14 protein-coding genes are annotated in these 13,081 nt (G+C 68.7%); 6 read left to right on the plus strand and 8 right to left on the minus strand.

Features of this window, described 5'->3' with window-relative positions; translation table 11 throughout:
* The first annotated feature begins 243 nt into the window (after positions 1-243).
* Both ACQEWB_RS24325 and ACQEWB_RS24330 read left to right on the plus strand, forming a co-directional pair.
* Positions 244-1,149, plus strand: coding sequence for a LysR family transcriptional regulator (locus ACQEWB_RS24325; protein WP_432834370.1), 906 nt, complete (start codon positions 244-246; stop codon positions 1,147-1,149).
* Between the two features lie 99 nt (positions 1,150-1,248).
* On the plus strand, positions 1,249-1,731 hold the full coding sequence (locus ACQEWB_RS24330) for an NUDIX domain-containing protein (protein WP_432834372.1): 483 nt from the start codon (positions 1,249-1,251) through the stop codon (positions 1,729-1,731).
* Positions 1,732-1,758: 27 nt separating this feature from the next.
* Here the strand turns inward: ACQEWB_RS24330 and ACQEWB_RS24335 are convergent, their stop codons facing one another.
* Both ACQEWB_RS24335 and ACQEWB_RS24340 read right to left on the minus strand, forming a co-directional pair.
* On the minus strand, positions 1,759-3,120 hold the full coding sequence (locus tag ACQEWB_RS24335; RefSeq protein WP_432834374.1) for a globin domain-containing protein: 1,362 nt from the start codon (positions 3,118-3,120) through the stop codon (positions 1,759-1,761).
* A 338-nt stretch (positions 3,121-3,458) separates the two neighbouring features.
* On the minus strand, positions 3,459-4,091 hold the full coding sequence (locus ACQEWB_RS24340) for an HAD family hydrolase (RefSeq protein WP_432834376.1): 633 nt from the start codon (positions 4,089-4,091) through the stop codon (positions 3,459-3,461).
* A gap of 195 nt (positions 4,092-4,286) precedes the next feature.
* Between ACQEWB_RS24340 and ACQEWB_RS24345 the strand changes: the two genes are divergently transcribed.
* Positions 4,287-5,153 (plus strand): GNAT family N-acetyltransferase, encoded by an 867-nt coding sequence (locus tag ACQEWB_RS24345; protein ID WP_432834378.1) that lies wholly within the window; start codon positions 4,287-4,289, stop codon positions 5,151-5,153.
* Between the two features lie 36 nt (positions 5,154-5,189).
* Positions 5,190-5,642, plus strand: a complete 453-nt coding sequence (locus ACQEWB_RS24350; RefSeq protein WP_432834380.1) for an N-acetyltransferase family protein — start codon at positions 5,190-5,192, stop codon at positions 5,640-5,642.
* 63 nt (positions 5,643-5,705) lie between these two features.
* On the opposite strand, the gene ACQEWB_RS24355 is transcribed toward ACQEWB_RS24350, so the two are convergent.
* Both ACQEWB_RS24355 and dnaB read right to left on the minus strand, forming a co-directional pair.
* Positions 5,706-7,091 carry a serine hydrolase domain-containing protein gene (locus tag ACQEWB_RS24355; RefSeq protein WP_432834382.1) on the minus strand — a complete coding sequence of 462 codons (1,386 nt, stop codon included), beginning with the start codon at positions 7,089-7,091 and terminating at the stop codon, positions 5,706-5,708.
* Positions 7,092-7,155: 64 nt separating this feature from the next.
* Positions 7,156-8,625, minus strand: a complete 1,470-nt coding sequence (gene dnaB, locus ACQEWB_RS24360) for a replicative DNA helicase (protein ID WP_432834384.1) — start codon at positions 8,623-8,625, stop codon at positions 7,156-7,158.
* A 458-nt stretch (positions 8,626-9,083) separates the two neighbouring features.
* On the opposite strand from dnaB, the gene ACQEWB_RS24365 reads away from it, so the two are divergent.
* Positions 9,084-10,421 (plus strand): MATE family efflux transporter, encoded by a 1,338-nt coding sequence (locus ACQEWB_RS24365; RefSeq protein ID WP_432834386.1) that lies wholly within the window; start codon positions 9,084-9,086, stop codon positions 10,419-10,421.
* A gap of 176 nt (positions 10,422-10,597) precedes the next feature.
* Here the strand turns inward: ACQEWB_RS24365 and rplI are convergent, their stop codons facing one another.
* The 4 genes from rplI to rpsF all read right to left on the minus strand — a co-directional run bounded on the left by rplI (position 10,598) and on the right by rpsF (position 12,325).
* Entirely contained in the window at positions 10,598-11,044 is a 447-nt protein-coding gene (gene rplI / locus ACQEWB_RS24370) for a 50S ribosomal protein L9 (RefSeq protein ID WP_142153548.1), read from the minus strand.
* An 18-nt stretch (positions 11,045-11,062) separates the two neighbouring features.
* On the minus strand, positions 11,063-11,299 hold the full coding sequence (gene rpsR / locus ACQEWB_RS24375; RefSeq protein ID WP_006381652.1) for a 30S ribosomal protein S18: 237 nt from the start codon (positions 11,297-11,299) through the stop codon (positions 11,063-11,065).
* A gap of 57 nt (positions 11,300-11,356) precedes the next feature.
* Complete coding sequence (locus ACQEWB_RS24380; protein WP_432834389.1) at positions 11,357-11,953, minus strand: single-stranded DNA-binding protein; 597 nt, start codon at positions 11,951-11,953, stop codon at positions 11,357-11,359.
* An 81-nt stretch (positions 11,954-12,034) separates the two neighbouring features.
* A complete protein-coding gene (rpsF, locus tag ACQEWB_RS24385; RefSeq protein WP_010353482.1) occupies positions 12,035-12,325 on the minus strand; it encodes a 30S ribosomal protein S6 in 291 nt (96 codons plus the stop codon).
* Between the two features lie 263 nt (positions 12,326-12,588).
* Between rpsF and ACQEWB_RS24390 the strand changes: the two genes are divergently transcribed.
* The gene (locus tag ACQEWB_RS24390) at positions 12,589-12,903 is read left to right on the plus strand and encodes a hypothetical protein (RefSeq protein ID WP_432834392.1); all 315 of its coding nucleotides are present in this window, start codon (positions 12,589-12,591) and stop codon (positions 12,901-12,903) included.
* Positions 12,904-13,081 lie beyond the last annotated feature (178 nt).

Consider the following 13,081-nt stretch of genomic DNA (forward strand, 5'->3'; position numbering starts at 1 on the left):
CTTCGAAGCCTGCTTTACGGACACCCGACCGGTGTTCCGCTACGCACAACGGACGGTCCGAGCCTCCCCCCTCGTGGCTCGGACCGTCCTCGGTTCCGCGCGCGAAGAACCGCGCGAACAAGGCTAGTTGACTCTGTGTCAGTGTCCAATCACAGTAGCGACAGAGACCTATCGACTTATTTATAGTTGGGCCCTGCGCCTCGGGGGTGGGGAGAAGGAGCAGGCAACCGGGGAGGGCGAACCATGGATCTGGCCTTGCTGCGCACGTTCGTGACCGTGCATCGGGCCGGTTCGTTCACCCGCGCCGCCGCCCTGCTCGGTCTGTCGCAGCCGGCTGTGACCTCACAGATCCGCACGCTGGAACGGCAGTTGGGCCGGCCCCTCTTCCTGCGGCAGGCCCGTGGCGTGACCCCGACGACCATCGGGGACGAGCTCGCCCACAAGGCCGCCCCGCACCTGGACGCCCTGGTGGAGATCGCCGAGACAGGCCTCGACGACGAATCCTCGTTACGGACCCTGCACCTCGCCGGCCCTCCGGAGTTCACCGCGGAACGCGCGCTGCCCGCCCTCACGGAGCTGACCGGCGAGGACGGCCAGGGATTCGCGCTGCGCGCCTCCTTCGGGAACGCCGAGGAGACCCTGGAGGGGCTGGCCGCCGGGCATCACGATCTGGCCATCACCACGGCCCGTCCGCGCGGCGCTCTGCTCACGGCGACTCCGCTCTGCGACGAGGAACACGTCCTGGTCGCCTCCCCGGCGCGGGCCGGCCAGATCGGCCCCGACAAGCCACGGCGCAAGGGGGCTCCCGCCCTCGAGGACGTCCCCGTGGTCGAGGTGCACGAGTCGCTGCCCTTCGTCTCGCGCTACTGGGCCTCCGTCTTCGACACCCGCCCCGCCGCCCCGGGCACCGTCATCGTCCCCGACCTGCGCGCCGTCCTCGCCTGTGCCGTCGCGGGCGCGGGCCTGGCGGTGCTGCCCCGATATCTGTGCGCGGCCGCCCTCAAGCGCGGTGACGTCGTCGCCCTGCACGATCCCGCGGTGCCACCCCTGCGTACGTACTTTCTCGTGGTCCGCACCGGCACCCTCGCGATGCCACACATCGCGCGGGCCCACGAGTGGCTGCTGCGGGCCTCGGGCGACTGGTGTTGACCTGGGGTTTTCCCGCCCTTTTTCGGTCGTCACGGGCTGAGCTCGGCCGATGACACCTCGCGATGTTTCACGTGGAACCATCCGGGCCACATTCCACCCATGACCGTCCGACCCGTGGTCAAGCGCACCGCACGCGCCGTCCTCCTGGACGGAGACGACCTGATCCTGATCAAGCGCACCAAACCCGGTGTGGATCCCTACTGGCTCACTCCCGGTGGCGGGGTGGAGCCGGCGGACACGACCGTCGTCGACGCCCTGCACCGAGAGGTGTACGAGGAACTCGGCGCCAAGATCACCGACGTGGTGCCGTGCTTCGTCGACACCGTCGAGCACATCGGTGCGGACGGTGGCGCGACCGGCGTGAAGGTGCAGCACTTCTTCGTCTGCCACCTGGAGTCCATGGACACGTCCCTGCGGCACGGCCCGGAGATGGACGAACCGATCGGCGAGTACGAGATCGTCCGGGTGCCGTTCACGCGGGTCGGGATCGCCTCCGTCCATCTCGTCCCGCTGTCGCTGCGGCACTACCTGGACGGCAACATCGAGGGTGTACGGGCCATGCACGCCCCGGACCTGGGCTGAACTCCCGCTGCCTTACCGCCGGCCGGTTCAGTCCCCTGCAGCGACCAGTTCCTCGACCGAGTCGTGTCGTATCCGCGCCGAGGGGATACCGATGTTCCTGAGGGCGTCGACACCCTTGCGGATCATGCCGGGCGGGCCCGACAGATAGGCGTCGAACTCGTGCCACGGACCGTACTGGCGTATGGCGTCGGGAAGTTGGAGGTTCGCCTGCTGGTCGATGACGGCGCGGACCGAGAGCCAGGGGTGGGTCTGCTGGAGCCGGAGCATGGTGTCGATGTCGTACAGGTCGTGGTCGGTGCGGGCGCCGTAGAACACCTCGACCGGCCGGCGTTCACCGTGCTCGGCGACGTCCTCCACCAGCGCCTTGATCGGCGCTATGCCGGTGCCGCCGCCCAGGCACAGCAGCCCGCTGTCGGTGGTGTGGTCCACGGTCATCGAACCCGCCGACGGGCCGAGCCGGATAATGTCGCCGGGCCGGGCTCGGTGCACCAGGGCGTTCGAGACCCAGCCCGCCGGGACGGCCTTCACATGGAAGGTCAGCAGACCGTCGGAGCGGGGCGCCGAGGCGAAGGAGTAGTGCCGCCAGATACGCGGCCACCACGGCGTCTCCACGCTCGCGTACTGCCCGGCGAGGAAGGGATAGGGCTGGTCCGGGCGGACGGTGACGACCGCGACGTCCGAGGTCCTGAGGTCGTGCGCGACGATCTCGGCGTACCACCAGGCGGGGGCGCGCAGTTCGTCCACCGCCGCGGCGTCGATCATGACCTGCGAGATCGTGGTGTACGCCCGGACCCAGGCCGCCTCCGTCTCCGCGTCCCAGATGCCCGCGGCGTACTTGTGCAGCGCCCCGATGAGGCACTCGCCGACCGCCGGGTAGTGCTCGGGGCGGGTGCCGTACTTGCGGTGGCCACGGCCGAGGTTCTGCAGGTAGGCGACGAGGACCTCGGTGTTGTCGATGTGCTCGGCGGCGGTGAGCAGCGCCTTGAGCAGCCGGTCCCGCTGGGTGTCCATGGCGGCCGGGAACAGAGACCGCAGGTCGGGGTGGCGGACGAAGAGCAGCGCGTAGAAGTACGAGGTGACCTTGTCGGCGATCGGCGCCACCTCGGTCATGGTCCGCCGGATGAGGACGGCGTCCGGTGACGCCTGCGGGGTCTGCGCCTGGACCGGGGACTGCTGCGGCGGGGCGGACGGGGCTGGACGCTGGACCGGGATACGGAGGTCGGCGGGCGGCGCTGCGGCTTCCTTAGCCGGCTCGGGCGCTTCCTGCTCACCGCTCGGATGGGTCGCCGGCTGCCCGTGCGGTGTGAACCAGCCGCTCCCGCCGCCGGAAGTGCCGTTGTCGGCCGACGCGGTGGTCGGAGCGTCCATGGTGTGCCTCGCCTCGAACATCTTTCGGTCGGTCTGCGCACTTCCTCGGTCGGAAGGTGCCTGCTTTCCCCCGCAGACGGCTTACTTTCGTACGGACAAGTAAGGCGAGAGTGTGACATTGGCCGCAGTGCCCGCACCGCAGCATCGCATCCCACTCGGACGGCCTGACCGCAAAACCGAAAATGCGGGTTCTCGATCTCCCCGTCCCGTTAGGCTTCACTGCCCAGCTCACGATCAGCCCAGGATGTGTGCCATCCCGAGGGCGAACCGGAGTCGACCCTACCGGTCGCCGACCCGATCACAAGTCCCCCCTTGCTCCACCACGACTGTGACGGGGAACGAACCGTCAGTTCCCTCAACTACCGGGCTTGGCGCACCAATTCATAGGCTTCCCACAGATCGCCGCCCAAGTAGGAGTGGGTCGCGAGACCTGCGAGATGCCGGTCCGCATTGACCGCGACGGAGACCGGCACCGCGCCGAACAGGTCCCGGTCCGACAGCGAGTCGCCATAGGCGATGCAGTCGGCCCGTGCCACCCCGAACTCCGTGCACAGGCGATCGGCGATCTCGACCTTCGCCGCCGCGCTGAGAACGCCGGCCGGATCCACGGGCTCGGTGAACGGCAGGGCCGGAAAACGCGACCCATGTGCCGCGTGCGCACCCCAGCCGATGAGGCGCTCCACGAAGAAGGAAGGTGAGAGCGACACGACGGCGCAGTAGTCGCCCCGCTGCCGGATCTCCGCCCAGACTTCGCGGATCCGCTCCAGCCATGGCGCTGCTTCGAAGGCGGCCATCACATGCGCCTCGGTGAGATCCGCCCAGAGGGCATGTACCCGATCCGCGTACTCCGGTGGCCCTATGAGGCCCGCCGAGATCGCCTCGTCCAGGGCCACCGCCTCGGCTTCGAGTCCCAGCTGCCGTGAGATCTCCACGGGCGACGTGGTGCCGCGCAGCAATGTGCCGTCGAGGTCGAAGAGATGAAGTCTCGCCATGGGACCCGAGGCTAACGGGACACCTCGCAGACTCCCTGATGAGCCCACCGGACGCTCGCAGTTCGCCCATGTTTCACGTGAAACACCCGCCACCTGTCGGCGCCCTGTGCGGTTGACCACGACATGGCCAAAAGCTCCCGCGTCTCAGCGGAAAGAGGTGGACGCCGAGGGTGCCCGTCAGACAGCCTGACCTGCGTGGCGACTCCTTACCTCAGCGCTCTTCCCATCCGCCGTCTGACGCTCCGCGATCTCACCGCCTGCGCCGACTTGTCCGAGGACCGGGGGTGGCCGCGTGAGGAGCACAAGTGGGGCTTCCTCCTCACAGCCGGGAAGGGCTACGGCATTGACGACCCCCACGGCGGTCTCGTCAGCGCCTGTGTCGTCACCGAGTACGGACCCCAGGACCGGCCCGACCTCGCCGCCATTGGCATGGTCCTGGTCGCCGAGCGGCACGCCCGCCAAGGCATCGGACGCCACCTCATGCGGCACATCGTCTCGGCGATGGGCACCACCCCGCTGACACTGCACGCGACCCCGAACGGCCGCCCTCTCTACGAGGAACTCGGCTTCAAGGTAACCGGCCGGGCCGAGATGCTCCGCGGGCACTTCACCCCCGGTGGACCGACGACCGGCGTCGCCACGCGGGCCGCCACCGCCGAGGACCTCACCTCGATCGTCCGCCTCGACGAGGAGGTGTTCGGCGCCGACCGCACGCACATCGTCACGCGGCTGCCGGCCTTCGCCGACCGCCTGTGCGTCGCCGAGGAGGGCGGGCGGCTCATCGGATACGCGGGCGCCTGGCCCAACATGGATACCCATGTGATCGGCCCGCTGGTCGCCCGGGACCCGGAGACGGCCAAGGCACTCATCGCCTCGCTCGCCGCCCACACCGACCGCCCGCTGCGCACCGACATCGACGTACGGCACGAGGAACTACTGCTGTGGGCGAAGGAGCGCGGGCTGGAGTCCGTGGCGTTCAACTCGGTCATGACCTACGGCATCCCGGAACTGCCCGGCGACTGGACCAGGCGCATCGCCCCTGTCACGGTGGCGGCCGGCTGAGCGTGCTCCGAAGCACCGGTGCATAGGGTGGCCGGCATGGGAGATCTTGAGATGCGGCCCGCCACGGCGGACGACGTGCCCGCGATCGTCGCGATGCTCGCCGACGACCCCCTCGGCGCCCAGCGTGAGTCTCCGGGCGATCTGACGCCCTATCTGGCCGCCCTGGAGCGCCTGACGGCCGACCCGAACCAGCAGTTGATCGTCGCCACTCGGGAGGACCGCGTCGTCGGCACGCTTCAGCTCACAATCATTCCCGGGCTGTCGCGACGCGGTTCCACCCGGTCGATCATCGAAGCCGTCCGGATCCACGCGGACGAGCGAGGCAGCGGCCTGGGAACACAGCTCATCGAGTGGGCGATCGACGCATCCCGGCGCGCAGGCTGCCAGTTGGTCCAGCTGACCTCCGACAGCACCCGCACCGACGCCCACCGCTTCTACGAGCGGCTCGGTTTCACGGCCTCGCACGTGGGCTTCAAGCTCCAGCTCTGAGACCGGTGAGAGCGAGGCGTCCTGTTTCACGTGAAACAGGACGCCCGCCGCACCAGCTGAGGGTCAGCCGATCCCCCGCCATCCGTCCGGGTCCACTCCACCCGGCACAGAAGCCTCCTCGCCGTACGGCTGACGCGTGAACACGAAGGACCCGAGGTCCAGATGGCTCACGGTCCCGTCCGGCCGTCGTACGGCCTTCAGGAGCTCTCCGGCGTAATAGCCCTCCAGCCCGGTCCAGCTGCCGTCGCCGTTGGCCTTGAAGCGCGAGCGGCGTCCCTTCCCGGACAGCGGCTCCAGTGAGACGAGCCCGTCGGCCGTCAGGCGCAGCGCGAAGCCGTATGTACCCCAGTACCACTGGCCGGCCAACTCCAGTACGGCCTGGTCGACTTCGCGCATCGGCCGCCATGGCTCTGGAATGCGGGGCTCGGCCTCGGCGACGATCCGGACGAGGTCGGCGGCGGCGGTGGCGAGCAGCGGGCCGGAGGTGCAGTTGGCCAGGACGACCGCTGCGACGTCGTCCTCGACACTCATCGTGAGACAGGCCAGGAAACCCGGCAGGGACCCCGAGTGCCCGACGAGCAGCCGCTCACCCTGACGCCGGACCTCCAGACCCAGGCCGTACGCATAGCCGTCGGCCACGTCCGGGGCCTCCGGAGGTGCCGCCGGGGTCCGCATCTCCAGCAGCGACTCGGCGCTCAGAACGCGGGGGTCCCCCTGGGCCAGGAAGACCGCGAACCGCGCCAAGTCCCCTGTGGTGGACCAGAGTTGACCGGCGGGAGCCATCCGGCCCAAGTCCTCCGCGGGCTCTGGCAGCATCACGTCCGCCCACGGATGCACCGCCCAGCCGCCGGCGTGCGGTGCCTGCGGTCGCCCGCTCGTGCGGTCGAGGCCGAGGGGTTCGAGCACTTCCCGCCGAAGAACTTCCTCCCACGGGGCACCGCGTAGCTCCTCGACCAGAGCGCCGAGCAGGGTGAACCCGGGGTTGGAGTAGTGGAACCTCCGGCCGACGGGATGCACCAGCGGCTGCTCGCCGAGGACGTCGCCGAGACCGGGACGCAGCACGCCCGGGGTCCGCTCCCACCACGGTGCGGGTGACTCGGCCGCCAACCCGGCGGTGTGCGCGAGCAGTTGGGCGATGGTGGCCTCCCCCGCACCGGTGCCCGGCAGGTACTTCTCCAGGGGGTCGCCGAGGTCGAGCGCGCCCTCGTCGCGCAGCCGCATGACGAGAACGGCCGTGAAGGTCTTGGTGATCGAGCCGATGCGGTACTGCACGTTCTCGTCCGGGCCGTGCCCGTCCACCGAGGTCCGCGAGCCGTGCCACACCGTCTCCCCGCCCCGTACGACCGCCGCGACCATCGACGGCGCCCGCCCCTCGGCCTGGGCCACGGCGATCCGGTGCAGCAGTGCCCTGCGGGTACCGGGGAGCAACTCTTCCTGAGGTGTCGTCATGCCCCCAGTCCATCCCGCGGGACGCGCGATCGTCGAGCTCATTTGTCCCGGGGACGGTGGCGGATCAGGTCTGCGCCATGTCCACGAACCGCGAGTAGTGGCCCTGGAAGGCGACCGTGATCGTCGCCGTAGGGCCGTTACGGTGCTTGCCGACGATGATGTCCGCCTCGCCCGCGCGCGGCGACTCCTTCTCGTAGGCGTCCTCGCGGTGCAGCAGGATGACCATGTCGGCGTCCTGCTCGATGGAACCCGACTCACGCAGGTCGGACACCTGCGGCTTCTTGTCCGTGCGCTGCTCGGGACCACGGTTCAGCTGCGAGAGCGCGATCACCGGGACCTCCAGCTCCTTGGCCAGCAGCTTGAGGTTACGGGACATGTCCGAGACCTCCTGCTGGCGGCTCTCGGAGCGCTTTCCGGACTGCATCAGCTGGAGGTAGTCGATGATCACGAGCTTGATGTCGTTGCGCTGCTTCAGCCGACGGCACTTGGCGCGGATCTCCATCATCGACAGGTTCGGGGAGTCGTCGATGTAGAGCGGGGCGGATGAGACCTCGGGCATGCGGCGCGCCAGCCGGGTCCAGTCCTCATCCGTCATGGTGCCGGACCGCATGTGGTGCAGGGCGACGCGGGCCTCGGCGGACAGCAGACGCATCGCGATCTCGTTGCGCCCCATTTCGAGGGAGAAGATGACGCTCGGCAGGTTGTGCTTGATCGACGCCGCTCTCGCGAAGTCCAGTGCGAGCGTCGACTTACCCATGGCGGGACGGGCCGCGATGACGATCATCTGGCCCGGGTGCAGCCCGTTGGTGAGCGAGTCGAGGTCTGTGAAGCCGGTGGGTACGCCGGTCATCTCGCCGCTACGCGAGCCGATCGCCTCGATCTCGTCGAGCGCGCCCTCCATGATGTCGCCGAGCGGCAGATAGTCCTCGCTGGTGCGCTGCTCGGTGACCGCGTAGATCTCGGCCTGGGCGCGGTTGACGATCTCGTCGACGTCGTCGTCGGCCGCGTATCCCATCTGAGTGATCCGCGTGCCGGCCTCGACCAGCCTTCGCAGGACCGCGCGCTCGTGGACGATCTCCGCGTAGTACTCGGCGTTGGCCGCCGTCGGCACCGTCTGGACGAGGGTGTGCAGATACGATGCGCCGCCGACCTTGTTGATCTCACCGCGCTTGGTGAGTTCGGCGCCGATCGTGATGGGGTCGGCCGGCTCGCCCTTGGCATAGACGTCGAGGATCGCCTGGAAGATCGTCTCGTGGGCCGGCTTGTAGAAGTCGTGGCCCTTGATGACCTCGACGACGTCGGCGATCGCGTCCTTGGACAGCAGCATGCCGCCGAGGACGGACTGCTCGGCGTCGAGGTCCTGGGGCGGCACGCGCTCGAAGGCGGCGCCGCCGTCCCACTCGCCGTTCTCCCGGCCTCGGTCGTGCTGTTCGTCGCGGCCCCGGCCCCCGTCGCCGCGTCGGCGGGAGGCAGGCAGACGGTCGCTGGGCCCGCTGTCGGCCCAGGGGTCGTCCAAGGGCTCGGAAACGCTCACCGAGCCACCTCCTCCCGTCCGCCGAGCGGACCTAGCCATGCCCTCATTTCTACGGCACGGCACTGACAAATGAGAGGCCCAACTCCGGTACGGGCGCGTCGGTTTTGTGATGATTTCCCGGCCGCCGGACGGAGTGGGCGCCGGACCACGGTAGGCCTGTGGGCACCGTCAGCCAATCTGGTTATCCACAGGCCATGTGGACGACGGCCCGGATGCTGTGGAGAACTCCGCAAAACCTGTGCACGACACGGTGGACAGCCCTGTGAACAAGCCCGGGCGACTTCCGTCAGACCCACTCTGACCTGCCCCTTTCCCATCCACCGGCTGTGCAGAAGAAAAACTTCCCCACTCGGACCAAGATCGCTTCGAACGCCACGCGAAAGTACACACCCCGAGTGAAACGGTAAGGGTCAGAAAAGCTTTGCATCTCTTACCTGTGGACGATTAGATTGGTGCACATGACACAGGCTCCCGCGGCCCCCAGGGCCGCCCGGCGACAGCACGATCGAGAGATCGTCGCACTGGCCGTCCCGGCCTTCGGCGCGCTTGTCGCCGAGCCCCTTTTCGTCATGGCCGACAGCGCGATCGTGGGCCATCTCGGCACAGCACAACTCGCCGGACTCGGCGTCGCCTCCGCCCTCCTCACGACAGCGGTCAGCGTCTTCGTCTTCCTCGCCTACGCGACCACGGCGGCCGTCGCCCGACGCGTCGGCGCCGGCGACCTTCAGTCCGCCATCCGTCAAGGTATCGACGGCATCTGGCTGGCTCTCCTGCTCGGCGCCGCCGTCATCTCCGTCGTGCTCCCCGCGGCACCCTCCCTGGTGAGCCTCTTCGGCGCCTCCGACACCGCGGCCCCTTACGCGATCACCTACCTCCGCATCTCGGCCCTCGGCATCCCGGCCATGCTCGTCGTCCTCGCCGCGACCGGCGTCCTGCGCGGCCTCCAGAACACGAGGACACCCCTCTACGTCGCCGTCGCCGGCTTCGTCGCCAACGGCATCCTCAACGCGGGCCTCGTCTACGGCGCCGACCTGGGCATCGCGGGCTCGGCCTGGGGCACCGTCATCGCCCAGTGGGGCATGGCCGCCGTCTACCTCGTGGTGGTCACCCGAGGAGCGCGTAAGCACGGTGCGTCCCTGCGCCCCGACGCCGCCGGGATCAGGGCCTCCGCCCAGGCCGGTGTACCCCTGCTCGTCCGCACGCTCTCGCTGCGGGCGATCCTGATGATCGCGACAGCGGTCGCGGCCCGGCTCGGCGATGCCGACATCGCGGCCCATCAGATCATCCTGTCCCTGTGGAGCCTGCTCGCCTTCGCCCTCGACGCCATCGCCATCGCGGGGCAGGCCATCATCGGGCGCTATCTCGGTGCCGGTGACACGCGTGGAGCCCGACAGGCATGTCGCCGGATGGTGGAGTGGGGCCTCGCGGTCGGCGTTGTCCTGGGCGTGCTCGTCGTGCTCACCCGCCCGGTGTTCCTGCCTCTGTTCACGAGCGACTCGGTGGTGAAGGACGCGGCCCTGCCCGCCCTGCTGATGGTGGCCCTCTCACAACCCATCTGCGGAGTCGTCTTCGTCCTCGACGGTGTCCTCATGGGCGCGGGCGACGGACCGTACCTGGCAGGGGCGATGCTCGTCACCCTCGCGGTCTTCGCACCGGTCGCCCTGCTCGTTCCCGCGCTGGGTGGTGGTCTGACCGCTCTCTGGGCCGCCATGACGCTGATGATGACCGTGCGGATGCTGACCCTCTGGCTCCGCGCCCGTTCGGGCCGCTGGCTGGTGACGGGAGCGACCCGCTGACGGGGGCGACCAGCTGACGGTTTCACGTGAAACACGTCCGGTCGGTCGGACTGATCGTTTCACGTGAAACATGGCCGCCTGGCCGCCCCTCGCGGCACGCAGAAGGGGCCGCACCCGCTGGGGGTGCGGCCCCTTCTCAGCTCTTCAGCCGAAGCTGTTCAAGCCGAGCGCAGCGATCAGGCCGCGACGACCTCGATGTTGACCTTGGCGGCAACCTCGGGGTGCAGACGCACGGACGTCTCGTGGGCGCCCAGGGTCTTGATCGGAGCGGTCAGCTCGATGCGGCGCTTGTCGACCTCGGGGCCACCGGAAGCCTTGATCGCCGAGGCGATGTCGGCCGGGGTGACGGAACCGAAGAGACGACCGGCGTCGCCGGAGCGGACAGCCAGACGGACCTTGACGGCCTCGAGCTGGCCCTTGACCTGGTTGGCCTGCTCGATGGTCTGGATCTCGTGGATCTTGCGAGCACGACGGATCTGCTCGACGTCCTTCTCGCCACCCTTGGTCCAGCGGATAGCGAACTTCCGCGGGATCAGGTAGTTGCGAGCGTAACCGTCCTTGACGTCGACGACGTCGCCCGCGGCACCGAGGCCGGAGACCTCGTGGGTGAGGATGATCTTCATTAGTCGGTCACCCTTCCCTTATCGCGCGGTGGAGGTGTAGGGCAGCAGCGCCATCTCACGGCTGTTCTTGACGGCCGTGGCGACGTCACGCTGGTGCTGCGTGCAGTTGCCGGTCACGCGGCGGGCACGGATCTTGCCGCGGTCGGAAATGAACTTCCGCAGCATGTTCGTGTCCTTGTAGTCCACGTACTGGACCTTGTCCTTGCAGAAAGCGCAGACCTTCTTCTTCGGCTTGCGCACAGGCGGCTTCGCCATGGTGTTTCTCCTGTGTGATCAAGAAGTTTGGGTACGACCCGCCCTCGACCGTGAGGTCTAGAAGGGGGGCTCGTCCGAGTAGCCGCCGCCACCGCTGCCGCCGGAGTTTCCACCCCAGCCGCCACCGCCGCCCTGGTTGCCACCGGCGGGAGCGCCGGTCGCCCACGGGTCGTCGGCGGGAGCACCGCCGCCGCCCTGCTGGCCGCCGCCGGAGTTTCCACCCCAGCCGCCGCCACCCTGGCCGCCACCGCCACCGCCGTAACCACCCTGGCCACCGCGGCCGGCACCGCCGGCGGTCTTGGTGACCTTGGCCGTGGCGTTCCGCAGGCTGGCGCCGACTTCCTCGACGTCCAGCTCGTAGACCGTGCGCTTGACGCCCTCACGGTCCTCGTAGGACCGCTGCTTCAGCCGGCCCTGCACGATGACGCGCATGCCTCGCTGGAGCGACTCCGCGACGTTCTCCGCCGCCTGACGCCAGACCGAGCAGGTCAGGAACAGGCTCTCGCCGTCCTTCCACTCGTTCGTCTGGCGGTCGAAGGTGCGGGGAGTGGACGCGACACGGAACTTCGCGACCGCCGCACCGGAGGGGGTGAAGCGCAGCTCGGGGTCGTCGACAAGATTGCCGACGACCGTGATGACGGTCTCGCCTGCCATGGGGGAACCTCTCGGCGGGTTTGCTGCTCTGGCTGCTTGGTTGCTGCTACTCGAATCCCGAGATCAGCTGAGCGGGAGAGCTCAGTGGGTCTCGGGGCGGAGGACCTTGGTCCGGAGGACCGACTCGTTCAGGTTCATCTGGCGGTCGAGCTCCTTGACGATCGCGGGCTCAGCCTGCAGATCGATGACCGAGTAGATGCCCTCGGGCTTCTTCTTGATCTCGTACGAGAGACGACGACGGCCCCAGGTGTCGACCTTCTCGACCTTGCCGTTGCCCTCACGGACGACGGAGAGGAAGTTCTCGATCAGGGGGGCGACAGCGCGCTCCTCCAGATCGGGGTCGAGGATGACCATCACCTCGTAGTGACGCATGTGGAACCCACCTCCTTTGGACTCAGCGGCCACGGTCGTTCCGTGGCAGGAGGGTTGTGATGCGTACGCAACGGTATCGGCCGCCACTGACAATCGGGCTGACCTCGCGGTTCGCCCGTGCTGGCCTGGGCAGACACCGGTGCAGAGAGTACAGAGTACCCGCACACCGGCTTCCGGTTGAAATCCGGCCCGGGGGACCGTCAATCTGTACACATCGGGTGTGTATGGCGCTACGATGCGCCGCCTTTCGCAGGAGGTGCCCCATGGCACAAGCATTGCGACCCAACACCGTCGGAGGCCTCTTCGCCACCGACGGAAAGCCCCACCCGCTCCAGGACACGCTGCTCGCGGTGACCCTGGTGCTCGGTCTGACGGCGTTCGTGACGGGCTTCTTCCACAGCCTGCACCTGCTCAGCTCCTGGACCGGCCTGGTGGGGATCCTCACCGGCGCGTACGGCCAGTGGATCTCGGAGACGACCCGCGAGCGCTTCGGACTCATCCTGGGTCTCGGCGCCGCCGGTGTCGGCTTCTTCCTCGGCATGGCGCACGGCGGCCTCTTCGGCGGGGTCATCAGCTGATGCCAGGGACACCGTCCCTTTAACTCCACACAAAGCACCGCGGAACACCTCGGCGGCCCATGAGCCGGGGTGCAGGTTCCGTACGCCCAGTCGGGGCGCTCGCAAGGCGCAGTAGGCTTCGGCGCGAGAGCCGGAGCCCCTGTACCCATGGGGACACACCAGCCCGAGGAGCGCCCCG

It is taken from the genome of Streptomyces sp. CA-249302 (assembly GCF_050936785.1).
Lineage (GTDB): Bacteria > Actinomycetota > Actinomycetes > Streptomycetales > Streptomycetaceae > Streptomyces.